General features: G+C 41.1%; 27 protein-coding genes and 1 riboswitch. Of the genes, 5 read left to right on the top strand and 22 right to left on the bottom strand.

All coding sequences use genetic code 11. From position 1 onward, the window contains the following. Position 1 precedes the first annotated feature (1 nt). The gene (gene yutH, locus HNR43_RS11225) at positions 2 to 940 is read right to left on the bottom strand and encodes a spore coat putative kinase YutH (RefSeq protein ID WP_183243937.1); all 939 of its coding nucleotides are present in this window, start codon (positions 938 to 940) and stop codon (positions 2 to 4) included. Between the two features lie 133 nt (positions 941 to 1,073). Between yutH and HNR43_RS11220 the strand changes: the two genes are divergently transcribed. After that, on the top strand, positions 1,074 to 1,571 hold the full coding sequence (locus tag HNR43_RS11220; RefSeq protein ID WP_183243935.1) for a phosphatidylglycerophosphatase A family protein: 498 nt from the start codon (positions 1,074 to 1,076) through the stop codon (positions 1,569 to 1,571). 29 nt (positions 1,572 to 1,600) lie between these two features. Here the strand turns inward: HNR43_RS11220 and HNR43_RS11215 are convergent, their stop codons facing one another. From HNR43_RS11215 to HNR43_RS11205, 3 genes are all read right to left on the bottom strand, one after another. Continuing rightward, positions 1,601 to 2,371: a TIGR01457 family HAD-type hydrolase gene (locus HNR43_RS11215; RefSeq protein WP_183243933.1), complete on the bottom strand. Its 771-nt coding sequence runs from the start codon at positions 2,369 to 2,371 to the stop codon at positions 1,601 to 1,603. A gap of 92 nt (positions 2,372 to 2,463) precedes the next feature. Further along, positions 2,464 to 3,099, bottom strand: a complete 636-nt coding sequence (locus tag HNR43_RS11210; RefSeq protein ID WP_183243931.1) for a helix-turn-helix transcriptional regulator — start codon at positions 3,097 to 3,099, stop codon at positions 2,464 to 2,466. 47 nt (positions 3,100 to 3,146) lie between these two features. Further along, positions 3,147 to 3,587: a DUF86 domain-containing protein gene (locus HNR43_RS11205; RefSeq protein WP_183243928.1), complete on the bottom strand. Its 441-nt coding sequence runs from the start codon at positions 3,585 to 3,587 to the stop codon at positions 3,147 to 3,149. Between the two features lie 115 nt (positions 3,588 to 3,702). On the opposite strand from HNR43_RS11205, the gene HNR43_RS11200 reads away from it, so the two are divergent. Together HNR43_RS11200 and HNR43_RS11195 are read left to right on the top strand one after the other, a co-directional pair. Beyond that, positions 3,703 to 3,969, top strand: a complete 267-nt coding sequence (locus tag HNR43_RS11200) for a DUF3055 domain-containing protein (protein ID WP_183243926.1) — start codon at positions 3,703 to 3,705, stop codon at positions 3,967 to 3,969. Between the two features lie 37 nt (positions 3,970 to 4,006). After that, the gene (locus HNR43_RS11195) at positions 4,007 to 4,279 is read left to right on the top strand and encodes a cytosolic protein (RefSeq protein WP_183243924.1); all 273 of its coding nucleotides are present in this window, start codon (positions 4,007 to 4,009) and stop codon (positions 4,277 to 4,279) included. 22 nt (positions 4,280 to 4,301) lie between these two features. Here the strand turns inward: HNR43_RS11195 and HNR43_RS11190 are convergent, their stop codons facing one another. Next, the gene (locus HNR43_RS11190; protein WP_003398297.1) at positions 4,302 to 4,577 is read right to left on the bottom strand and encodes a YutD family protein; all 276 of its coding nucleotides are present in this window, start codon (positions 4,575 to 4,577) and stop codon (positions 4,302 to 4,304) included. A gap of 111 nt (positions 4,578 to 4,688) precedes the next feature. Here HNR43_RS11190 and HNR43_RS11185 point away from each other — a divergent pair, with 111 nt between their 5' ends. Beyond that, positions 4,689 to 5,321, top strand: a complete 633-nt coding sequence (locus HNR43_RS11185; protein ID WP_183243922.1) for a YhcN/YlaJ family sporulation lipoprotein — start codon at positions 4,689 to 4,691, stop codon at positions 5,319 to 5,321. Positions 5,322 to 5,370: 49 nt separating this feature from the next. Here HNR43_RS11185 and lipA read toward each other — a convergent pair whose 3' ends face one another. Further along, on the bottom strand, positions 5,371 to 6,285 hold the full coding sequence (gene lipA, locus HNR43_RS11180; protein ID WP_343055764.1) for a lipoyl synthase: 915 nt from the start codon (positions 6,283 to 6,285) through the stop codon (positions 5,371 to 5,373). A gap of 125 nt (positions 6,286 to 6,410) precedes the next feature. Here lipA and HNR43_RS11175 point away from each other — a divergent pair, with 125 nt between their 5' ends. After that, entirely contained in the window at positions 6,411 to 7,382 is a 972-nt protein-coding gene (locus tag HNR43_RS11175; protein WP_183243918.1) for a peptidoglycan DD-metalloendopeptidase family protein, read from the top strand. A 20-nt stretch (positions 7,383 to 7,402) separates the two neighbouring features. Here HNR43_RS11175 and HNR43_RS11170 read toward each other — a convergent pair whose 3' ends face one another. The 16 genes from HNR43_RS11170 to HNR43_RS11095 all read right to left on the bottom strand — a co-directional run bounded on the left by HNR43_RS11170 (position 7,403) and on the right by HNR43_RS11095 (position 21,828). Beyond that, positions 7,403 to 7,507 carry a methionine/alanine import family NSS transporter small subunit gene (locus tag HNR43_RS11170; RefSeq protein WP_183243916.1) on the bottom strand — a complete coding sequence of 35 codons (105 nt, stop codon included), beginning with the start codon at positions 7,505 to 7,507 and terminating at the stop codon, positions 7,403 to 7,405. Continuing rightward, entirely contained in the window at positions 7,507 to 9,018 is a 1,512-nt protein-coding gene (locus tag HNR43_RS11165) for a sodium-dependent transporter (protein ID WP_183243914.1), read from the bottom strand. The genes HNR43_RS11170 and HNR43_RS11165 overlap by 1 nt, the downstream gene beginning before the upstream one ends. A gap of 185 nt (positions 9,019 to 9,203) precedes the next feature. Beyond that, positions 9,204 to 9,950 (bottom strand): sporulation protein YunB, encoded by a 747-nt coding sequence (gene yunB / locus HNR43_RS11160; protein ID WP_183243912.1) that lies wholly within the window; start codon positions 9,948 to 9,950, stop codon positions 9,204 to 9,206. A 51-nt stretch (positions 9,951 to 10,001) separates the two neighbouring features. Beyond that, a complete protein-coding gene (locus HNR43_RS11155) occupies positions 10,002 to 10,304 on the bottom strand; it encodes a YunC family protein (protein ID WP_183243910.1) in 303 nt (100 codons plus the stop codon). A gap of 53 nt (positions 10,305 to 10,357) precedes the next feature. Beyond that, positions 10,358 to 11,749 (bottom strand): bifunctional metallophosphatase/5'-nucleotidase, encoded by a 1,392-nt coding sequence (locus HNR43_RS11150; RefSeq protein ID WP_183243908.1) that lies wholly within the window; start codon positions 11,747 to 11,749, stop codon positions 10,358 to 10,360. A gap of 22 nt (positions 11,750 to 11,771) precedes the next feature. Beyond that, positions 11,772 to 12,590: a sulfite exporter TauE/SafE family protein gene (locus HNR43_RS11145; RefSeq protein ID WP_183243906.1), complete on the bottom strand. Its 819-nt coding sequence runs from the start codon at positions 12,588 to 12,590 to the stop codon at positions 11,772 to 11,774. 12 nt (positions 12,591 to 12,602) lie between these two features. Next, positions 12,603 to 13,451: a DUF72 domain-containing protein gene (locus tag HNR43_RS11140; protein WP_183244004.1), complete on the bottom strand. Its 849-nt coding sequence runs from the start codon at positions 13,449 to 13,451 to the stop codon at positions 12,603 to 12,605. 78 nt (positions 13,452 to 13,529) lie between these two features. After that, complete coding sequence (gene sufB / locus HNR43_RS11135; RefSeq protein WP_183243904.1) at positions 13,530 to 14,927, bottom strand: Fe-S cluster assembly protein SufB; 1,398 nt, start codon at positions 14,925 to 14,927, stop codon at positions 13,530 to 13,532. A gap of 23 nt (positions 14,928 to 14,950) precedes the next feature. After that, positions 14,951 to 15,391 (bottom strand): Fe-S cluster assembly sulfur transfer protein SufU, encoded by a 441-nt coding sequence (gene sufU, locus HNR43_RS11130; protein ID WP_012575968.1) that lies wholly within the window; start codon positions 15,389 to 15,391, stop codon positions 14,951 to 14,953. Next, positions 15,381 to 16,601 (bottom strand): cysteine desulfurase, encoded by a 1,221-nt coding sequence (locus HNR43_RS11125; RefSeq protein ID WP_183243902.1) that lies wholly within the window; start codon positions 16,599 to 16,601, stop codon positions 15,381 to 15,383. Before HNR43_RS11125 ends, sufU begins: the two co-directional genes overlap by 11 nt. Continuing rightward, complete coding sequence (gene sufD / locus HNR43_RS11120; RefSeq protein ID WP_183243900.1) at positions 16,601 to 17,905, bottom strand: Fe-S cluster assembly protein SufD; 1,305 nt, start codon at positions 17,903 to 17,905, stop codon at positions 16,601 to 16,603. The genes HNR43_RS11125 and sufD overlap by 1 nt, the downstream gene beginning before the upstream one ends. Positions 17,906 to 17,920: 15 nt before the next feature. Further along, positions 17,921 to 18,700 carry a Fe-S cluster assembly ATPase SufC gene (gene sufC, locus HNR43_RS11115; RefSeq protein ID WP_006322743.1) on the bottom strand — a complete coding sequence of 260 codons (780 nt, stop codon included), beginning with the start codon at positions 18,698 to 18,700 and terminating at the stop codon, positions 17,921 to 17,923. A 183-nt stretch (positions 18,701 to 18,883) separates the two neighbouring features. After that, positions 18,884 to 19,228, bottom strand: a complete 345-nt coding sequence (locus HNR43_RS11110; RefSeq protein ID WP_183243898.1) for a carboxymuconolactone decarboxylase family protein — start codon at positions 19,226 to 19,228, stop codon at positions 18,884 to 18,886. A gap of 71 nt (positions 19,229 to 19,299) precedes the next feature. Beyond that, positions 19,300 to 20,124, bottom strand: coding sequence for a MetQ/NlpA family ABC transporter substrate-binding protein (locus HNR43_RS11105; protein ID WP_183243896.1), 825 nt, complete (start codon positions 20,122 to 20,124; stop codon positions 19,300 to 19,302). 17 nt (positions 20,125 to 20,141) lie between these two features. Further along, on the bottom strand, positions 20,142 to 20,810 hold the full coding sequence (locus HNR43_RS11100; RefSeq protein WP_183243894.1) for a methionine ABC transporter permease: 669 nt from the start codon (positions 20,808 to 20,810) through the stop codon (positions 20,142 to 20,144). Further along, entirely contained in the window at positions 20,800 to 21,828 is a 1,029-nt protein-coding gene (locus tag HNR43_RS11095) for a methionine ABC transporter ATP-binding protein (RefSeq protein WP_183243892.1), read from the bottom strand. Before HNR43_RS11095 ends, HNR43_RS11100 begins: the two co-directional genes overlap by 11 nt. A gap of 71 nt (positions 21,829 to 21,899) precedes the next feature. Then, positions 21,900 to 22,005: riboswitch (SAM riboswitch) on the bottom strand. Between the last annotated feature and the right edge of the window lie 43 nt (positions 22,006 to 22,048).

Here is a 22,048-nt window from a genome sequence, read left to right as displayed (position 1 = left end):
TTTATAACCAATCAAGACGAGGAATGGAAACAGTAGTCATGTCATGAAAATGGCGAAGCTTTCGTTCATATATATCGCTCTCTTCAAACACTTGTCTCAATTGCTGTTCATAGCCTTGCCTTATGTCTCCTTCTGTCCCATAATAGTTTTCAATCGCTTGAAAATAATGAAGCGGAAATAACAAGCGAGCATAAACCATTCGCCAAGAAAACCGGCTAAGTGGTTGTACCTGTTCGTACGTTCGTAAAAAGCGGACAATCGTTTCGTCTGATTGTTTCATAAGCCACTGGTTTCGTATCCATTCCGAAACATCGCGACTTGCATGATCAAACACCCAATCTGTCGGTATTTTCCCCATTTCCCATGCTCCAGGAGCAAATTGTTCATGACAGATTGTCGGTAGATCGCTACGCATCGGAACTTCATCTAACTGCGTATCCACAACGTATTGAATCGCATTTTCAACCAATCCTACATAATATGGAAACGTTTCGATAAACTGTTCGTCTATTTCACTTTTTTCAGAAGATCTCAATTGCAATTGCCAAAACTGTTCTAATTGATCAATACGTTGTCCCCATAGTTCCCCCCATTGCCCGAACCGATTTCTCGTTGAAACATCATACGGATATGTGCGCCCACGCTGATGAAATAATGCAAGTTGTTGTGCTTGATCGTTTGTTTGGATTCGTTTTTCCATTTTCCACACGCTAACTTGCATCCCTTGTAGCTTACCGACAAATCGCCCTGTCTTCGTCGGAAGCAACGTTGCAATCGTTTCGTCACCTTGTGTTCGCATATACATCGCCATGTAGTATAACTGCTGTATGTCGCTTTCTTTCTCATTCGTCGGCACCGCAATATATATGTCATTTCCACTTCGAACAAGAAAACGATCATTTTTTGTTTCCATATGATCGATACGAAAATAATAATCCATGCACATCCCTCCTTCTTTCATGTATATGTTTAAAAAATACGTATAAACTTCATATGAGAGAGGAAATGAACGCACGTTTCATAAAAAACACACATACATTGTAAAAAATAAAAAATGAAATAGGTGAAGTTGAATGGAGGAAAAAAAAATAGGAAAAATGGAGCAAATCGCACGACAGTGGCTCGCAGATCGCGGGGTAACAATCGAACATATCGCTGAACTCGTTTACTACTTACAATCTAAATATCATCCTGACTTACAAATGGACGAATGTATTCATAACGTTAATCGAGTCATCGCGAAACGGGAAGTACAAAATGCATTATTTACGGGCATTCAACTCGATATGTTAGCAGAGAAAGGGATGCTACAAGAGCCACTTCAATCATTTATCGCAAAAGACGAAGGATTATATGGAGTAGATGAAATTTTAGCGCTTTCGATTGTCAACGTGTATGGTTCCATCGGTTTTACGAATTACGGTTACATCGATAAACAAAAACCGGGTATTTTACAACAATTAAATGATAAATCTTCTGGGTATTGTCATACATTTTTAGATGATATCGTTGGGGCGATAGCCGCTGCCGCTTCAAGCCGTTTAGCACATCGCGCCGCCCACGTGGAATAAGTAGAAAAGGTGCCTCAATCGGCACCTTTTTATATGCGGTCGATCCATTCTTTTAACGAATCAACGACATACGTTGGTTGTCGGTCATACGTTGGTAACATTTCTTTCGTCGTCACGCCTGTATGAACGAGAAGTGTATCGATCCCCGCATTCATTCCCGCCATAATATCCGTATCGTAGTTATCCCCGATCATTAACGTTTCTTCTTTCGGCACACCGAGCACTTCCAGCGCTTGTTCCATAATGATTTTTTCTGGTTTTCCAATAAAAATCGGCTTCGTCTGTGTCGATACAGCGACGACCGATGTAAGCGAACCGTTTCCAGGCAAAAGTCCACGCTCCGTCGGAATCGCAATGTCTCCATTTGTCGAAACAAACATCGCTCCATTGCGGACAGCTAAGCAAGCAATCGCTAATTTTTCATAGTTAATGCTACGGTCAATACCCATGACAACAACTTCTGCGTCTTCATTCGCAAATGTAAACCCTTTTTCTTCAAGCGCTCGACGGATGCCGTCTTCTCCGATGACATAAACAGAAGCATTTGGCTTTTTTTCATAAATATAATTTGCTGTTGCTTGACTTGTTGTAAATACTTGTTCTTTCGTTGCAGGGATGCCAAATTTCCGAAGCTTTTCAGCCACTTGTTCTGGCGTGCGTGAAGAATTATTAGTGACGAACAAATACGGAATGCCTTTTTCATGAAGGCGATGCACAAAAGCACATGCCTCTTCAATTCGTTCTGTCCCGCGATACATCGTACCGTCTAAATCAATTAAATACCCTTTATATGTTTTCACTTTTGCCACTCCTTTTGACAACTTGCACGTTCACACTTTAACGCAAAACAACTATACTTGTCAAAAAGAGAGTAGCGAATGTCAACGATTGTTCATTTTTTTCGCTTAATATGGTAACGACACGCATCATCTCCATCAGCTAAACACGTCTTTGGCACAATCTCCGCCTCGTGAATGAGCGTTTCAAACAAATTGCGCTCGCACTCGCAAGCAATCGGATACGCTTGTGCGACCTCTGCAATCGGACAGTTATGTTCCACTAACTCGAATGAACCATCGTCGTATTGTAACAACTCGGACATATATCCATGCTCATTTTGTACTGCCACAAGTTCTTTTATTTTTTCATCAAACGATTTATCTCCAAATTGTTGTTCGTATAGTTTTCTCATCCGCTCTTGCCGATTTTGGAACAACTCTTCTACAATTTGTTTTCCGCCCATTTGTTCTAAATCAGCTAAAAAATCAAGCATTGTTTGTTGATAATGGCGCGGAAACCGTTGATGTCCTTTTAAGCTCAGTTGATACACGTTTGTCGGTCTCCCCATCGGCTGACGAACAAGCGTCGATTCAATCAGTTCTTCGCGCTCTAAAGCACTTAAATGACGGCGAACAGCCATTTCTGTAATTTGTAATTGTTCCGCCATTTCACCAACTGTTAACCGTTTCTGTAATTTTAACATTTTTAAAATTTGCTCTTTTGTGGAAGAGGTTTTTTTTCGCATCATGTTTCACCCTCTTCCATTTTATACGATTTTCCCTATACACACAATTTTTAAACATTTTCATTTAAAAAGGCGGACACAGGCCCGAGTTCATTGTGTAAATACGTGCGAACAGCAAGTGGAAATGACTCGAGTACTTGTTTATGTTTCTGCAATACTTCAAGCAATTCCTCATGCGACACGGCGATGTATTGTTGAACGAGCTTTTTACGAAAATGAATGACTCGTTTTAACGCTTCTCCATCTTCAACTGACAGAACACGTTCATCAACTAAAATGTCAATGATATCCTCATAACTTCCTGGGTCGCGCATAATAAAACCGTCAATCATTGCGTTGCCAACATCAATAATGGATTCGATAATAACATGCCCTATACGTTCAAGCGCCAACTTCTCGATCGGTGTATGAAACGATGGTTGTATATAAGAAACGACTTCCTCCATATATTGCAATGTCTTCTCAATTTTTTGACGATCAACAAAATACATCATTCCTCTTCCTTTCTGCTTTTTATTTTATTGTAGCATAGCGCTTTCTTTTACACAGCTAACAGAAATTTGTTAAGATGAAAAAGCAACTACATATGTTATGGAGGGATTGAACATGGAACGTTTTTTCTTATACGATGATACAGTCGACACAAAAACACGTTTTGTTAGCTTCGTTGGCAAAAATGAGCGATTTGATTTAGCGATCGTCCAAACGGATCGTTTTTATGGAAAAGTGCTTGTGCTTGATTTACAAAGTAACCGATATGCGATTATCGGTTCAGACGACTTGCAAGAATCTGGATATATTGAGCACGTATACAACTTAAACGAAGAAGATGCAAATGAGTTGCGAAGCTTTTTACATGAAATCGTCGTTTAAGTGGCACGCTATGTAAAAAACGAAAGGAAGCGTTCATATGACCGATGAAACATATCATGATTTTTCAACGGTAGAAGCAAGGAAAAACTTTCTTGTGCCAGAGACATTGCCAGAAGGACCATATGGTGCACCACGCGGTGAACATGAACCGGTACAAAATAAAAGTACGCCATGGCAGAAAGGACAGCGATATTACAGCGCATTTAATTATGAATACAAATCACTACATCAAGACATTCCGCGTCAAGATCCAGGTGCACATCCCGTTCATGATGATCCAGATGAGAACGGACAACAACCGTATTCATGAAAAATAGGTCAGTTGTCCTGACCTATTTTTTTACTTTTCGCAACACAAAATATGCACAACCAAAATTGCAATATTCAAATAAATATTCGGATAACGTACTTATTTTCGTATCATACGTCGCTTTTTGGTTATGATCATCAAAAAACCCGCGCAAACGAAGTTGGTTATATCCCCAATCCCCAACAATGTAGTCATATTTATTTAAAATGTCTGTATAGCGAGCGCGGAACGCTTCTTCATTAAACCCGTTCCGCACATTTTCTACCAGCTCATAACATGTATTATGAATGCAAATCATCGTTCTCACCTCTTCTTTCCATTTCTATCATAAAACATGTCTTTCTCCCAGGCAATCACCATTATGATCCTTTCCATAAAACGAATAATAAAAAAGAAGGGGGGAGTTACTTTGCGTAATACATGGCTTATCACAGGAATGAGCGCCATTGCTTTATTATCTGGCTGTGCTCAAATGAATGAATCGACATCTTTGTACGAAAAAAGCGGAACAACTATTAATGTTCGTTCACGAAACGATTTATACAATGAACATGGTGTGCGAAATGGGATGGATTCACGTTTAACGAATTTCGGTTATGTCCGTCATCAAAAAAGCCCTATTCCCGGAGACACGACACAATATGCAACCATCCCTGTGTTAAATCGTGAAAATGTTGCTGATTTAATCAGCAAGTTATGTACACAACTTCCGAACGTTTATGACGTTGGAACGCTTGTCACAGACGATACGGTGTTTGTTGTTTACAAAACGGACAGCACAAATCGGTTTGAAACGGCCGATCAAGTAAAGAAAACAGCGATTTCCGTTGTACCGCGCTATTACCACGTGTACGTTTCAGACAACCCACGCATGTTCCAAGACATTGAGCGTTTCGGGCGTTTAGACGCCAATAGCCGAAATATCGATCAAATTTTACAACAAACAATTAAAGACATGCTGAAATCGCCACAAGGAAGAAAAGTAAGTAGCGGTGAAAATGAAAATGGTGTACAACGTGAAGAAATGAATATGATGCAATAAAGGAGAAGGATGTCCCACCCATATGAAAGGGACATCCTTTTTTATATATTTACTGATTCGCTTTTGCCGATTGTACTTGTTCGTCTGCATGATAAGAAGACCGAACGAGCGGACCGGATTCACAATGACTAAATCCTTTCGCTAACGCAATTTCTTTTAATTCCATGAACTCATGTGGATGGTAGTATTTTTCTACTTTCAAATGCTTTTTTGTCGGCTGTAAATATTGTCCGATTGTCAAAATATTCACTCCGACTGCACGTAAATCGTCCATTGTCTCTAAAATTTCTTCCTTCGTTTCACCAAGCCCGACCATTAAGCTTGATTTTGTCGGAATATCCGGCTGCATCTCCTTTGCACGACGTAAAAATTCGAGTGAACGTTCATATGTGGCACGTGCACGAACACGCGGAGTAAGACGACGAACGGTTTCAATATTATGGTTTAAAATATCCGGACGAGCGTCCATTAACGTTTTTAAGTTTTCATATACACCGCCCATATCAGATGGCAATACCTCAATCGTCGTTAACGGATTTTTACGACGAATGGCGCGAACTGTCTCAGCAAATACGGCTGCCCCACCATCTTTTAAATCGTCACGCGCTACAGCTGTCACAACGACATGTTTTAAATTCATTAAACGAACCGATTCAGCGACACGTTCTGGCTCTTGCCAGTCTAATTCCGTTGGTAAGCCTGTTTTAACAGCGCAAAAACGGCAAGCGCGCGTACATACATCGCCTAAAATCATAAACGTCGCTGTTCGGCGAACCGCCCAACATTCATGAATGTTTGGACAACGCGCTTCTTCGCATACGGTATGCAATTGTTTTTCGCGCATCATTTTCTTTAAGCCTGTATAATGTTCGTTCGTATTTAACTTTATTTTTAACCATTCCGGTTTGCGAAGGTGCTGTTCTTTTGTTGACATCTTTTTCACGCTCCACTCGTTAATGTACATTACCCATTATACGAGTTATTAACTTATAATACAAAACAGTTTGTTTTTCCAACATTTTTTATTTATGAAAACAGCCGATTACCTCAAACTAATGGTATGAACATTGGTGAAAGGAGAAAAAGTGCGTGAAAACATTATGGTGCATCATCCTTCTTCTTTTCATTCCGCTACAATCATTCGCTGCTGCACCAAATGATTTGTATGATAAACGAATGGAACTTTATAAAAAAGCCGAAGCGATTTCTTTCATTCCATGGTACTATTTCGCAGCTGTCGATCAATATGAACGGAACGTTCGCCAAGCGCGTCGCGATTTGCCAAAACAAATAGGAGTGATTGGTATCTACATTCCTCCTGAGCGATGGGCGGGACCACTCAACAAAAATCAAGAAGATCAAAATCCGTTTACCATTAGCCAATTCGGCGGCATCGGTATAGACGGAAACGGCGATGGCATCGCAGACCGAACAAACGATGAAGACGTATTATTTGCATTTGCTCGCTTTTTACGGTCATATGGCACAGATCATACACATATTAAAATGGCACTATGGGATTACTACGAACGAAGCAAAACCGTCGATATCATTTTAGGAAAAGTGAAACTTTATAAACATTTTGGAACAATACAACTTGATCAATACGCCTTCCCGATTCCGCGACGGTTTGAGTATAGTTACCGCAGTACATGGGGAGATGCACGTGGGTGGGGTGGGCGACGTATTCATGAAGGAACAGACATTTTTGCCCATTATGGCACCCCCGTTCGCTCAACATGTTACGGTATCGTTGAATTAAAAGGATGGAACAAATATGGGGGATGGCGTATCGGCATTCGCGATATAAACAATACGTATCATTACTTCGCACACTTAAACGGATTTGCTAACGGTTTAGAAGAAGGAACAATTGTGGAGCCTGGTATGTTAATTGGATCCGTTGGCAGCTCTGGATACGGGCCGCCTGGAACATCAGGTAAATTCCCGCCGCATCTTCATTACGGCATGTATAAGGATAACGGCTATACTGAATGGTCTTTCGATCCGTATCCTTACTTAAAACAATGGGAACGACAAGAACGTGCGAAAAAAAGATGAGGCTTCTCGCCCCATCTTTTTTACGATTGACGGCTTTTCTTTACCGCATGAGCAACGCTCGCTGCAAAGCCTCCCCAAATAATAATCATACCAACAATCATCATGATGAGTGCACTTGTTTCCATCAGCTTGAAACCTCCTTATCCGTTGGAACGGAAAGTACGCCGTCTCTCCAACGTTTTACTGAAAGAACAAAACCGAGAACGATAACGAGCGCCGCAATCGTCCATCCATACTTCACAACAAATAGTGTATCGTATCCACCATAATTTTCTTTCAAGTTCGTTTTAATGCTATCAAACATCATATAACCTAATACGATTGGTGTAACGACAGAGAGCGAAACTTTCCACCATGCGCCAACCATAATATCTGATACGCTGTTTGCATGTGTTTGAAGTGCGTTGAGCTGTTTTAACACCCACGCAATCGTAACCACTTCAACTAAGCCAACAAGTGCAACACCAAAGTTGTTAATGAAGTAATCGACAACATCTAAGAAATATAATCCACCGTTCGAAGCGAATACTAATGCGATAAGCGCAGCGACTCCACCACCGCCAAGAACAGCTTTTGTGCGTGATATACCGAATTTTTCTTGAACTGCTGAAACGTACGTCTCTGAAATAGAAATAAGCGATGTAAGACCTGCTAACGTTAATGAAAGGAAAAATAACACACCGAAAAACTCATTAAACGCAGGGAACTGATTAATAATTTGTGGGAAGACGACGAACGCCAATCCAACACCGCCTTTAACGACTTCGCTTACCTCTACACCTTGTTGTTGTGCTAAAAAGCCAAGGACGCTAAATACGCCAATACCAGCTAATAGTTCGAACCCAGAGTTTGCAAAACCTGTAATAAATGCGTTATTTGTAATATCCGATTTTTTTGGTAAATAACTCGAATAAGTAATCATAATAGCGAACGCAATCGATAAGCTAAAGAAAATTTGGCTATATGCAGCAAGCCATACTTTTCCGTTCATAATTTGATCCCAATTTGGTTTAAAAAAGGCATTTAATCCTTCAACCGCTCCATCTAACGTCACTGCACGAATGACGATGATGAAGAAAAGAACAACGAGTGTTGGTAAGAAAATTTTATTTGCGACTTCAATTCCTTTACGAACGCCTTTATATAAAACTGCCAAGTTAATAATCCAAACGAGAAGAAGCGGAATAAGGACAGCTGGGACTAAACTGCCGAACGTCCCCGGTGTTTCTGCTAGTTTCAAATACTCACCGAACAAAAAGTCTCCTGTGTTTTCTCCCCATTTTGACGTAAAAGCAAAATACGTATAAGACATCGCCCATGCGATAACGACGGAATAATATGTTGAAATAACGAATGAAATAAGCACTTGCCACCAACCGATCCATTCGGCTCCTTTGCTGAGACGAGCAAACGTTAACGGTGCTGAACCACGATACTTATGTCCAAGCGCAAATTCCAATATAAGAATTGGAATACCTGCTGTTAATAAAGCAAATAAATACGGGAAGAAAAATGCCCCTCCACCATTTTCATATGCAACGGCTGGAAACCTCCAAATGTTCCCTAACCCAATTGCCGAGCCAGCTGCTGCTAAAATAAAACCAGCACGCGTGCCCCATTGTTGACGATTTTCCATAACAAAATGCCCTCCTTAGTCAGTTGTAATAAGAACACAGAAACACAGAAAAAAATGAAAGCACCCCCCTTGTTCGATTATTTTAATTTTTCAGACTTTTTTGTTTCATTTTAGTTTTAAGTATATCAACGGACAAGCCTTTTGTCAAAATAATATTTTAAAAAATAAAATTTTCAGAATTTTTATTATTCAATAGGAAGCTCGATAGATGTATTTCCATCTCCACCTTGGTTATAAAATTGAGGAACTTCCCCTTGAATAATTTGAATCGCCACAGGAATATCGTTTTGAATCGTTGCCGTTTTTGTTGCGAATGGAATAATAATTTGCACATTTACTTCGATATGAATTGCTATTTCTATTAAAGCATTATTTATTCCGAACGGACGAATATTTTTATTTACATCTGAATGAACATCGCCAATGACATAAAAACGAACCGGGATACGCGGTCCTAGATTTCCTAACAATACGTTATTCGTTGCTTGTCCGAGAGGGATGTAATAAATAATTCCTTTTTCCTTTTCTGTTTCAACTTGAACGTCAGGAAATTCAAGCGCTGATAATTTTCCTTCTGAAGCTGCCTTTAAATTTCTCTGCACACGATTTGTCGTTTTTGCTAATACGCGATTCACGACAGTCGCATTAAAATCTATGGCGGAAATTTTCCCTTGTCCATCTTTTTCAATTTTGATGAAGTTTTCAACATTAAAATCATCTTCCGCAATTTGTTGACTAATTGCGTTATTAATGACTAAGTTCGCTAAACGGCGCGTTTCTTTTTCGGCGATTGCCATAAGTGTCGGCTCGATTCCTCTATTAATAAACCAAAGGCTTCCGACAGTCGAAATGATAAAAAAAACAAACGTAATTAAAAAAATATAGCGGACGGGTAGCGGTTTTCTTCGTTTACGTAGTTGTTGGTACAACAAAAATCCCCCCTCTCACGCTATATGTATGCGATCAAGCAGGGGATTATTATTTTATTTCATAAGAAGCAAAGCGTCTTTTCCTTTCATTCCACGCGAAATACCTAATTGTTCAGCAGCAAATGTAACAGACTCAAGCGGCGCTTCTAACAGTTGGTCAATTGTTCGTACTCCTACCGCTCTTCCTGCGATAATGCCTCGATCACGCAATTTTTCATTTAACAGCGCCACATCTAACGCTCCACACATAATATATCCTTTATTATTGGCAACAGCTAATAACGTTGTTTTAGGCAACTGAACAGAAATGGCTGTAAAAGGTTCTCCGCTAATCCATAACGGTTTTACCTCAATCATATATTCACGCTCCTTTCCTTTATTCAATGTATGAATAAAGGAACGAAGGGTGCCTATTGTTGATACATGTTTTTTAGCTTCCATGCAAGCACATCACGCAACATTTCTGGCATATAATATTTCTTTTTCGCGCGATATATTTCTGGATATAAGTGACCAAACGTAAACATATCAATCGTTGCGACGGCATACGTTTTTTGCTCTTCAATTGGTTGGTGATTAATGAAAATGCGACGCACATGTGCTTGACCATCTATCAGTTGTTCTTTTTCGACAGTAATACGGTCATATACCATTTGTCCCATTACTTCACCACGAAATCCGAATCCTTTCACCCGTAACTGCCTCATTTGTTCCGTTTCCGCTTGTAAAATAACTTCTTTTAATTCGCTTCCGCGCAAATATACTTTGCACGGATTAATCGGATGTGGACAAATGCGATGAATATCTCCTTTCGTCACAACACCTTTCGGGAGCGAAGACAGTAGTACCCCGGCATTCACCATCGCTACATCACCTTCACACCATTCATTTAACGCTTGAGCAAGAACGTTTGCTAATGGCGACGGTGAAAACCAATCGATCGTCAGCGACTCAGGCAAATATACAATCGGTTGTGCCAGCGCATTAGTTGCTTGCTCAATCATATCATTTAACTTTTGCTTCGTCCCCTCGCATGCATGTTCAACTGCATCCATATGTTGTACATAGGCATGTGTATCAACTTTTCGACTGTTTTTATCGACCATCAAGGTTAAACACCCAACATAATGTCCAAATTTTCCAGCTCCACAAAGCAACGTTTTATTCACTCGTTTTCCATGTTCAAATACATGATGCGTATGACCACCTAAAATCGCCGTTAATTGTGGAAATGTTTCCGCCATTTTTTCATCATCATTCACTCCCAAGTGAGATAATAAAACGATCGCATCCACTTTTTCCGAAAGCTCTTCAATAAGTTGAGCAACCGTATCAAACGGATTGGCAACGCGCCATCCAAGCAGCTCATAAAATGTCTGAAACGGAACCGTCACACCAATAAACGCAATACGAACGTTTCCAAACGTCATGATAACATACGGCTTCATCCAGTGCGGACGCTCTCCGTTTTCATAAAAAACGTTTGCGACAATAACAGGGAACTTGGCATGTGCATATAACGTATCAAGCTGTTCATGACTAAGTGTAATCCCTTCGTTATTCCCGATGGTGACTGCATCGTATGCTGCATCGTTTAAAAGAATGACGTTTGCCTTTCCGCCTGATGCCTCTGTCAGCGGATGAAACCGATCAATAAAGTCACCGATATCAAGTAACACCATATGCTCGCGATTTTTCTTATGCTTTTTTCTTTCATTTTGTAAATAACGAACAATTTTCGGCCATCGTTCAAAATGGCTATGCACATCGTTTGTATGATAAATATGTATTGTCTCCCTCAACGCTTGCAACACACCTTTCTTTTTACAATCCAAGCCCTTGCATTATTAAACGAACGCCGAGTAAAATAAGCACAATTCGTAATAACGTCACGACCGTTTTTCCTTTTAATCGTCGATTGAGCCATGCTCCACATTTCGCTCCAATCCATACACCCGGAATAAGCGAAAGCGCAAACGTCCATGCAACATTTCCTATAAGCACATGAGTTAGTGAGCTAACAATGGACGATAAAAAAACGATAAACATCGATGTCGCAACAGCTACGTGGGGAGGAAACAAAAATAATAAAATCATCGCAGGCACCATAAGCGATCCACCGCCAATTCCGAAAAACCCGCCGACAAATCCGACAACAAACGCAATGAATGTGGCGATGAGCGGATGATACCCGTACGTCACTTCCTCCCCTTCATTCGTAACGTATGTCCGTACAACAGGAAACGTACGTTTGCTAGACGGTGATAGCCGAGATTGAAACATGAGCAAAAACGAAACAGCAATTAAAAATAATCCGAAATAAAGCGAAAAATGTTGCATATGCACATGTTGATTCACCCATGCACCAAGCATTGCCCCTGGCCCACTACCGATGAAGAAAAATAAACCGCTTTTATAGTCCACCATTTTATGCTTCATATATGTTAAAGTTGATGATAACCCATTAAAAATAATGACGACAAGCGATGTGCCAACCGCTACTTGTGGTGAAATGGTTGGCAATACATGTGCCGCGCTTAAAAAAAGAAGCGCGGGAACAATAATCACCCCTCCCCCTAAACCGACAAGACTTCCGATTGTTCCTGCTAAAAAGCCGATCACTAAAAGAAAGATATATTCCATTCTCATCCCCCATTATGAAAACAAGTCTAATTGACGCGGTGCTAAGTTCGTATATTCAATGCCTAACATCCGCAAGAGCTGCTTTGCATTATGAGCGGCATCTCCACCTGAGTTATTGTTGAATAAGACGTAAATGTGTTCACATTTCGTTTGTAACATGCGAATATGCTGTACCCACTCTTGTAACTCTTGCTCATTGTATCGATATAAATAACGAACAGCACGCCAATTTTCATCATCTCGTTTATTCCAGCCAGCTACATTTCGTCCATGTAAACGAATGAGTGTTTTATGCGCATCAGTTGGATGAAGAACGGTCGGTACCGATCCTTCTCCTGCTTGCGGTTCGTCACAAATGCTATGAATCCATCGTTCTTCTTCCATAAAGCGTAACGTCTTTTCGTAAAAGGAAGACGAAAACCATGATTGATGACGAAACTCAAGCGCCACAGGGACATCTCCCATTCGCTCCCGACACCAACGCAAATAGTGGACATGTTCTTTTTTGCAATCGAACCACGGTGGAAATTGAAATAGTACCATTGCAAGTTTGTTATCTTGCTGAAACGGCTCAATCGATTGTAAAAATGCTGTAAACATCTCGTCTTTATTTGCGTACGGAATATCACCACGTTGATGCCCCGTCATCCCTTGATACGCCTTCACGATAAATTGGAATGACGCAGGCGTTTCCGTCAACCATTTTTCAACGTTTTGGAGCGGTTGAATCGCATAAAAATACGCATCAACTTCAACGGTTGGAAAGTGAGCCGCATATGCTTGTAGCTTATCTTTTGACGCAAGCCGAGACGGATATAAACTGTCATGGTCGCCCCATCCCGTTAATCCGACATAAATCATATTCATCACCTACATTCATCTTACCATAACATACAAAAAAAGCCGATGATCTGCATGGCACAGATCATCAGCTGTTGTTTAACCAATACTACCTTCCATTTCAAACTTGATGAGTCGGTTCATTTCAACGGCGTATTCCATCGGTAATTCTCTCGTAAACGGCTCAATAAAGCCCATAACGATCATTTCTGTCGCTTCTTGTTCAGAAATGCCGCGGCTCATTAAATAAAATAGTTGTTCTTCTGATACTTTCGACACTTTTGCTTCATGCTCAAGCGAAATGTTGTCGTTTAAAATTTCGTTATATGGAATCGTATCAGATGTCGATTGATTATCCATAATGAGCGTGTCGCACTCAATATTTGAACGAGAGCCATCCGCTTTCCGTCCGAAATGAACGATACCGCGATATGTGACTTTTCCACCTTGTTTCGAAATCGACTTGGAGACGATCGTTGATGACGTGTTTGGTGCTAAATGGATCATTTTCGCACCTGCGTCTTGATGTTGTCCTTTGCCAGCAATCGCAATCGAAAGTGTCAAACCACGCGCACCTTCTCCTTTTAAAATGACTGCTGGGTATTTCATCGTTAATTTTGAACCAATATTTCCATCGATCCATTCCATCGTTGCGTTTTCTTCGCAAACGGCACGCTTTGTCACAAGGTTAAAGACGTTGTTTGCCCAGTTTTGAATCGTTGTATAACGGCAATACGCACCTTTTTTCACGATAATTTCAACGACTGCGCTATGAAGTGAGTTTGTCGTATAAACAGGCGCCGTACAGCCTTCCACATAATGAACATGCGCACCTTCATCAACGATAATTAACGTCCGTTCAAATTGTCCCATATTTTCCGAGTTAATGCGGAAATACGCTTGCAACGGTGTATCGACTTTTACACCTTTTGGCACGTAAATAAACGAACCACCCGACCAAACGGCAGAGTTCAGTGCCGCAAATTTATTATCTGTCGGCGGAACGACTTTCGCCCAATGCTCGCGGAACAAATCTTCGTTTTCTTTTAACGCCGAGTCTGTGTCTTTAAAAATGACACCTAGTTTCTCTAGGTCTTCTTTCATGTTATGGTATACAACTTCTGACTCGTATTGCGCAGATACCCCCGCTAAATATTTTTGTTCCGCTTCTGGAATACCAAGCTTATCGAACGTTGCTTTAATTTCTTCAGGCACTTCATCCCATGAACGTCCAGATTTTTCTGATGGTTTAACGTAATACGTAATTTCATCGAAATCTAAACTGGATAAATCGCCACCCCATTGTGGCATCGGCATGCTGTAAAAAATGTCTAACGCTTTTAAGCGAAATTCAAGCATCCACTCTGGTTCATTTTTCATACGCGAAATTTCTTCTACAATTTCGCGCGTTAATCCGCGCTCAGCGCGGAAAACAGATACATCTTTATCGGCGAAACCGTACTTATATTCACCGATTTCTGGCATTTTTTTCGCCATCTCGTTCGCCTCCTTTTTTATGACTACCCTTGTTGCTCATGCAATCCTTTTTCCATCGCTTTCCAAGCTAACGTCGCGCATTTAATACGGGCTGGAAATTTTGACACCCCTTGAAGCGCTTCAATATCCCCTAAATCGATTGAATCGTCATAATCTTTTCCTTGCATCATGTCTGAAAAAATCGTTGATAGCTTAAGCGCTTCTTCAATTGTTTTTCCCTTGATCGCCTCTGTCATCATCGATGCAGAGGACATCGAAATAGAACAACCTTCTCCTTCAAACTTCGCATCGACAATTTTCCCATCTTCTACTTTTAATGTTAAGTGAATGCGATCGCCACACGTCGGGTTGTTCATATTTATATCGACGTGTTCTCCTTCTAATACACCGCGATTTCTCGGGTTTTTATAATGATCCATAATCACTTGCCGATACAGCGTATCTAAATGGCTATTAAAAGACATAGCTAAAATACTCCTTCGTTTTCTTTAATGCTGAAACAAGTGCATCAACTTCTTCTTCCGTATTGTATAAATAAAAGCTTGCTCGTGCAGTTGCCGTCACGTTCAGCCATTTCATGAGCGGCTGCGCACAATGGTGACCAGCACGAACAGCAATGCCTTCGGCGTCTAAAACGGTCGCAACATCGTGCGGATGCACACCGTCAATATTAAATGTCACGAGCCCTGCGCGTTCTTTCGGGCCGTAAATCGTTAACCCGTCAATCGTTGACAGCTGTTCAAGTGCATATTGCGCTAAACGATGTTCATGCTCAGCAATATGATCTAACCCAACTTGTTCAAGGAAATCGATCGCAACTCCTAAGCCGATCGCTCCAGCGATAATTGGTGTACCGCCCTCAAATTTCCACGGAAGCTCTTTCCATGTTGACTCATACAAACCGACGAAATCAATCATTTCGCCACCAAATTCAACAGGCTCCATTTGCTCAAGTAAGCGTTTTTTACCGTATAGTACGCCAATACCTGTCGGCCCGCACATTTTATGGCCTGAAAACGCATAAAAATCACAATCGATGTCTTGCACGTTCACTTTCATATGCGGCGTGCTTTGCGCCCCATCAACAACGACAACAGCACCGTTTTTGTGTGCGATTTGCGCAATTTCTTTTACTGGGTTAATTGTACCGAGTACGTTGGATACGTGCATCACGGCCACAATTTTTGTGTTCGGCGTGATTGTTTGTTCCACATCTTCTAAGCGAATCGTCCCGTCTGGTTGAAGCGGAATGTATTTTAACGTTGCCCCTGTTTGTTTGGCGACTTGTTGCCATGGGATGATATTGCTATGATGCTCCATGTACGTAATGACAATTTCATCGCCTTCACGTACGTTTGCCCGACCGTAACTTGCCGCCACTAAGTTAATCGCTGTTGTCGTCCCGCGTGTAAAAATAATTTCTTCCGTTGAGGCAGCACCGATGAAGCGACGCACTTTTTCGCGCGCCCCTTCGTATGCATCGGTCGCCTTCGTCCCAAGCGTATGCACGCCGCGATGAACGTTCGAATTGTATTGGCGATAGTAATTGTCAATCGCTTCAATAACCGGTAACGGCTTTTGCGATGTTGCCGCGCTATCTAAATAAACGAGCGGTTTACCGTTTATTTGTTGATCTAAAATCGGAAATAGTTGACGAAGTTCTTTTACGTTCATCATTTAACTTTCCTTTCGATCACTTCAATTAATTGTTTTTTCACACGTTCAATTGGAATTTCATTGACGACTGGAGCTAAAAAGCCATGAATAATTAATCGCTCTGCTTCCGTTTTCGAAATACCGCGGCTCATTAAATAATATAATTGCGTCGGATCAACTCGACCGACCGAGGCCGCATGACCTGCTGTCACATCATCTTCATCAATTAATAAAATCGGATTCGCATCCCCGCGTCCTTTTGGACTTAACATAAGCACACGTGATTCTTGTTCTGCATTCGATTTCGATGCCCCGTGCTCAATCTTACCGATGCCGTTAAAAATAGAAGTCGCTTCATCTTTGACAACGCCATGTTTTAAAATGTAGCCTTCTGTATGTTTTCCGTAATGAATGACGCTTGTCGTAAAGTTTTGCACTTGCTCACCGCGACTTACTACGACCGTCTTCGTATCACCGAATGAGCCGTCGCCAATGAGGCGCGTGACGTTTTCTGAAATCGTGTTTCCGTCGTTCATTAAACCGAGCGCCCATTCGATGCGCGCATGACGCCCCGTAATGCCGCGACGGTTCACATATGTCGTTGTCCCTTTTGCTAAACTATCCACGGCACCGAAAAATACTTGCGCGTCGTCTAATGCAAACACTTCCGCAATGATGTTGACGATCGCTTCCGAACGTTCACATGTTGAAATGTAGTTTTCGACATACGTTACTTTACTACCGACGTCCGCAACAATAATGACGTGATTAAATAACGCTTCCGCTTTTTCATGCACATATACCGCTTGCAACGGCACGTTAACTTGCACGTGCTTTGGTACGTATACAAACATTCCACCGTTTACAAGTGCGGCATGAAGTGCAGTTAGACGATGTTCGTTTACTTTCACGCCGTCCATAAAATATTTTTGCACAAGCTCGCTATGTTCACGAACGGCTGTCGCTAAGTCTGTAAAAATGACACCTTTTTCTTTTAATTCATCGGCAAGCGATACGTATGCACATGTATGATCGCGTTGCACATATACGTTTTTTTGCTCTTCATCGATATCGATGAGCACTTTCACTTCTTCTGGCAACTCTTCTAATGAAGAAAGTGGCGCACTTTCAACGAGATGAGTAGAAAATTGTGTAAAATTCCAACGATCAATTTTTGTTTTATCTGGCTTCGGTAAAGGAAGTTGTTCCGCTTGCGCAAGAGCTTGTAAGCGAACGTTTAAAAGCCAGTCCGGTTCTCCACGCCCTTCAGAAAAAGAGCGTACATACTGTTGGTCGAATGGTAGTTTCGTCTCAATCATCACAAATCCTCCTAACGCTTACGCTTCTTGCTCAACGACTTCATCTTCAATGCCTAGCTCTTTTTTAATCCAGTCGTATCCTTCCGCTTCAAGACGTTGTGCTAATTCTGGACCACCAGATTTTACAATACGTCCTTGCATCATGACATGCACGTAATCTGGCGTAATATAGTTTAATAAACGCTGATAGTGGGTAATGATTAAACAGCCGAAGTCGTTGCTACGCATTTCATTAACACCTTTTGCAACAACTTTTAATGCATCAATATCAAGCCCTGAGTCAATTTCATCTAAAATCGCAATTTTCGGTTGTAACATCATTAATTGTAAAATTTCATTTCTCTTTTTCTCTCCGCCTGAAAATCCTTCGTTTAAATAACGATGTGCCATATCTGGATTCATTTCTAAAAACGCCATCTTTTCATCTAGTTGACGAATGAATTTCATTAATGAAATTTCATTTCCTTCTCCGCGACGCGCATTAATCGCCGAACGCAAGAAATCCGCATTTGTCACGCCGCTAATTTCGCTCGGATATTGCATCGCTAAAAACAACCCAGCACGCGCACGCTCATCTACTTCCATTTCCAATACATCTTGACCATCTAATGTAATGCTTCCTTTTGTTACTTCATATTTTGGATGACCCATAATGGCCGCGGATAATGTCGATTTTCCTGTTCCGTTCGGTCCCATGATTGCATGAAACTCGCCACCTTTAATTTCAAGGTTAACCCCTTTTAAAATTTCTTTTCCATCAATCGCAACGTGAAGATCTTTAATCGTTAATGTTGCCATAAAAAAATACCTCCAGTTTCACTTATGTTCATAAAACGTAATTCTCATTTTATTCTCATTACAATTTTATAACAGATGAAAAGTATTAGCAACCTTATTGCAAGCATTTTGATACTTTTTTGTTTCTAAAGTTTGTTCGCTTAATCACGTATGTAAAAAAGGATAGGAGACCTCCCTATCCTTTTAATGCATGCGAGTAAATTCATTAACACATTGCCGAACGAGCGTAACCGCCTGGCTCATCGTCGCCCCACCAGCTAACGCAGCAGCTACCGCGCACACTTCAAATATTTCTTCTTCCGTCGCTCCTTCATCAATGCATCCTTTCGTATGATAAATCGTGCAATATTCATCTTGCTTGGCGACACTAATCCCTAAGGCAATCAGCTGCTTTTCTTTTTTCGACAACGTTCCTTCTTCAAAACACGCCTCTGTAAACGCGTTAAACGTTTGTCCAACTTTCGGCATGTGTTGCGTAAATGTTCCTAGCCCTTGCTTATATTCGTGTAAACATTGTTCCATCGACATATGCACTCCTCCTTCCTTTTTATCATGCGTCGTTTTTCAAAAAATATAAAAGGATGCCCGAATGGACATCCTTATTTTGCGGCTGGAATAACCGCGCCGTTATACTTTTGTAAAATGAAGTCTTGAATATCTTTTGATTGCAATACTTCTACAAGCGTTTGAATTTCTTTACGCTTTTCGTCACCTTTGCGAACGGCAATAATGTTCACGTATGGGTTGTTTTCTGGTGACTCAACTGCAATCGGATCTTTTGCTGGATCTAAACCAGCATCTAACGCATAGTTTGCGTTAATTAATACCGCATCTCCTTCATTGTTTTTATATACTTGTGGAAGTAATCCTGCTTCGACATCTGCTTCAAACACTAAGTTTTTTGGATTTTCAACGATATCATCAACTGTCGCTTTTGTTTTGTCAACACCATCTTTTAATTTAATTAAACCTTTTTCTTCAAGCATCGATAAAATGCGACCGTGGTCGGCAACAGAGTTGCTCATAATAATTTTCGCCCCGTTTGGTAGCTCTTCAAGGCTTTTATATTTTTTAGAGTATACGCCAATTGGCTCAATATGAATACCGCCAGCATTGACAAAGTCATAGCCATGTTCTTTCATTTGTGCTTCTAAATAAGGAATGTGTTGGAAATAGTTTGCGTCTAACTCTTTATCCGCTAACGCTTTATTCGGTAATACGTAGTCTTGGAATGTCACAATTTCTAATTCAATCCCTTTTTCTTTTAAAATCGGTTTTGCTTTTTCTAAAATTTCCGCATGTGGCACGTTTGATGCCCCAACGACAAGCTTATTCGTTTTTTCTTCGGCACTTTCGCTTTTTCCACAAGCAGCGAGCGCTAATACAACAACTGCAGCAACAAGCAAAGAGATCCATTTTTTCATCTGTTTCTTCCTCCTTTTTATCGTTTATCTATTTTAGAAGTGACAAAGTCACCAATAAACTGAATAATAAAGACAATGACTAAAATGAGCACTGTTGCAACGAATGTCACATCGTTATTGTTGCGTTGAAATCCTTCTAAATATGCTAAGTTTCCAAGCCCCCCAGCACCGACAACTCCAGCCATCGCTGTATAACCAACGAGCGCGATCGCTGTTACCGTAATCCCAGATACAAGGGCAGGGAGCGCTTCTGGGAGGAGCACCTTCCAAATAATTGTCGATGTCGTCGCCCCCATCGCTTTTGCTGCTTCGATGACACCTTTATCAATTTCACGAAGCGCAATTTCCACCATGCGTGCATAAAACGGTGCTGCACCGATAATGAGTGCTGGTAACGCAGCGTTTGCTCCAAGAATTGTACCAACAATAAGTTTTGTAAACGGAATAAGCAAAATAATTAAAATAATGAACGGGATCGAACGGAAAATGTTGACGAACGATGCGATCACACCGTTAATAAAACGATTTTCCCATATGTTTCCCTTAGACGTTAAAAACAGCAATAACCCGAGTAAAATACCGAGCACAAACGTTGCTATAACAGAAATAGCCGTCATATACAACGTTTCCATCGTCGCTGCCCATATTTTATCCCAAACGACGTTCGGAAATAGTTCATTCCACATTCGCCAACACCTCCACTTCGACTTCTTGCTGGCGAATAAAAGCGAGCGCTCGCTCAATTTCTTCATTCGCACCATCTAAGTGAATGAACAACACCCCGTATGAACCGTGATGCGTTTGTGAAATTTTCCCTTGCAAAATATTTACATTCAAATCGAATTGGCGAATAAGTTGTGTCATGAGCGGCTGCTCAGCTGCTTCGCCGACAAACGTAAGTTGTGCCACTTTACCGTTCGGATACCGTTCAAGAAGATGCAACATCGCTTCTTTCGTTTCTTCCGGCTCTGTTACTTGCTGAACAAATCGTTTCGTAATCGGTTGCTCTGGCTTACGGAACACATGAAGCACTTCGCCCATTTCGACAACTTTTCCGTTTTCCATCACCGCTACACGATCACAAATTTTACGAATAACATGCATTTCGTGTGTAATTAACACGATCGTTAAACCGAGACGTTTATTAATATCGACGAGCAAATCCAAAATGGAATCCGTCGTTTGTGGGTCAAGCGCTGACGTTGCTTCGTCACATAATAACACTTTCGGGTTGTTCGCTAATGCGCGCGCAATGCCGACGCGCTGCTTTTGTCCTCCACTCAGTTGTGATGGATACGCATGTTCTCTCCCTTGTAAACCGACAAGTTGAATGAGTTCATCGACACGCTTCATTCGCTCTTCTTTCGGCACACCCGCAATTTCTAACGGAAAAGCAATGTTTTCACGCACCGTTCGTGACCAAAGTAAATTAAAATGTTGAAAAATCATCCCAATTTGCTGGCGCGCTTGTCGTAATTGTTTTCCACTAATTTTCCCCATATCTTTTCCATCGACAATGACTTCACCGCTCGTCGGCTTTTCTAATCCGTTCAATAACCGAATGAGCGAGCTTTTCCCTGCTCCACTATAACCGATAATACCGAAAATTTCTCCTTGTTCGATATGCAAATTCACATGATCGACTGCCGTTACATTCCCACTTGCTGCTTTATACACTTTCGTTACGTTTGATAAAGTAATCATGCTGTCACCTTCCTTCCATGAAAAAAGCCTTTCTGCTCAAGAGAACAGAAAGGCGTCATCATCCATTCTGTCTCTTATCTCTCAAAGCAAACGCTTTGTGTGAATTGGCACCATTTCAGCAGCGCTGACGGTTGCCGGGTTTCATCGGGCACATCCCTCCACCTCTCTTGATAAGAGCGCTTTTTAAACGCTTTATTCAGTTAACGTTTTAATGCATTCA

Source organism: Anoxybacillus mongoliensis (genome assembly GCF_014201515.1).
In the GTDB taxonomy this organism is placed as follows: domain Bacteria; phylum Bacillota; class Bacilli; order Bacillales; family Anoxybacillaceae; genus Anoxybacillus; species Anoxybacillus mongoliensis.
The sequence above is the reverse complement of the archived record's forward strand: the minus strand, read 5'-3'. Positions and strand labels throughout refer to the sequence as shown.

Bases quoted from the DNA above. Each gene is read 5' to 3' on its own strand.
- yutH (WP_183243937.1), bottom strand. From the start codon at position 940: ATGGATTATTATTTTCGTATCGATCATATGGAAACAAAAAATGATCGT.
- HNR43_RS11220 (WP_183243935.1), top strand. From the start codon at position 1,074: ATGGAGGAAAAAAAAATAGGAAAAATGGAGCAAATCGCACGACAGTGG.
- HNR43_RS11210 (WP_183243931.1), bottom strand. From the start codon at position 3,099: ATGATGCGAAAAAAAACCTCTTCCACAAAAGAGCAAATTTTAAAAATG.
- HNR43_RS11205 (WP_183243928.1), bottom strand. From the start codon at position 3,587: ATGTATTTTGTTGATCGTCAAAAAATTGAGAAGACATTGCAATATATG.
- HNR43_RS11200 (WP_183243926.1), top strand. From the start codon at position 3,703: ATGGAACGTTTTTTCTTATACGATGATACAGTCGACACAAAAACACGT.
- HNR43_RS11195 (WP_183243924.1), top strand. From the start codon at position 4,007: ATGACCGATGAAACATATCATGATTTTTCAACGGTAGAAGCAAGGAAA.
- HNR43_RS11190 (WP_003398297.1), bottom strand. From the start codon at position 4,577: ATGATTTGCATTCATAATACATGTTATGAGCTGGTAGAAAATGTGCGG.
- lipA (WP_343055764.1), bottom strand. From the start codon at position 6,285: ATGTACATTAACGAGTGGAGCGTGAAAAAGATGTCAACAAAAGAACAG.
- HNR43_RS11170 (WP_183243916.1), bottom strand. From the start codon at position 7,507: ATGGAAACAAGTGCACTCATCATGATGATTGTTGGTATGATTATTATT.
- HNR43_RS11165 (WP_183243914.1), bottom strand. From the start codon at position 9,018: ATGGAAAATCGTCAACAATGGGGCACGCGTGCTGGTTTTATTTTAGCA.
- HNR43_RS11155 (WP_183243910.1), bottom strand. From the start codon at position 10,304: ATGATTGAGGTAAAACCGTTATGGATTAGCGGAGAACCTTTTACAGCC.
- HNR43_RS11145 (WP_183243906.1), bottom strand. From the start codon at position 12,590: ATGGAATATATCTTTCTTTTAGTGATCGGCTTTTTAGCAGGAACAATC.
- HNR43_RS11140 (WP_183244004.1), bottom strand. From the start codon at position 13,451: ATGATTTATGTCGGATTAACGGGATGGGGCGACCATGACAGTTTATAT.
- sufB (WP_183243904.1), bottom strand. From the start codon at position 14,927: ATGGCGAAAAAAATGCCAGAAATCGGTGAATATAAGTACGGTTTCGCC.
- sufU (WP_012575968.1), bottom strand. From the start codon at position 15,391: ATGTCTTTTAATAGCCATTTAGATACGCTGTATCGGCAAGTGATTATG.
- HNR43_RS11125 (WP_183243902.1), bottom strand. From the start codon at position 16,601: ATGAACGTAAAAGAACTTCGTCAACTATTTCCGATTTTAGATCAACAA.
- sufC (WP_006322743.1), bottom strand. From the start codon at position 18,700: ATGGCAACATTAACGATTAAAGATCTTCACGTTGCGATTGATGGAAAA.
- HNR43_RS11110 (WP_183243898.1), bottom strand. From the start codon at position 19,228: ATGTCGATGGAACAATGTTTACACGAATATAAGCAAGGGCTAGGAACA.
- HNR43_RS11105 (WP_183243896.1), bottom strand. From the start codon at position 20,124: ATGAAAAAATGGATCTCTTTGCTTGTTGCTGCAGTTGTTGTATTAGCG.
- HNR43_RS11100 (WP_183243894.1), bottom strand. From the start codon at position 20,810: ATGTGGAATGAACTATTTCCGAACGTCGTTTGGGATAAAATATGGGCA.
- HNR43_RS11095 (WP_183243892.1), bottom strand. From the start codon at position 21,828: ATGATTACTTTATCAAACGTAACGAAAGTGTATAAAGCAGCAAGTGGG.